Source organism: Herbidospora sp. RD11066, from assembly GCF_054661255.1.
On the sequence record NZ_BAAGDO010000389.1, the window covers coordinates 1 to 234 of the forward strand.

General features: G+C 46.6%; 1 protein-coding gene. It reads left to right on the plus strand.

Features of this window, described 5'->3' with window-relative positions; translation table 11 throughout:
• A partial coding sequence (locus ACYQ78_RS40165) for a hypothetical protein (protein ID WP_459806246.1) occupies nucleotides 1–234 on the plus strand: 234 nt, incomplete at both ends.

Genomic DNA, 234 nt, shown 5'->3' on the forward strand with positions numbered 1-234 from the left:
GCCGGAATCAGTAGCTGTTCTCAAAAGGGAAAACCAAGCGCTAAAAGCCCAAGTGGAATCCCTATCTCAAGCGATGCAAAAACTTCAGGAGAAATTTGATCAAATGCAACCGATACCTTCGTCGGGACTTGTTAATGCTGACCCGTCTACCATCAGAGAGAATACCACAAGCCTTGAATTCTTTAGTAAGCGATATGACGGTCTTATTCTATCTGAAGCCAACGCGGCGGCCGC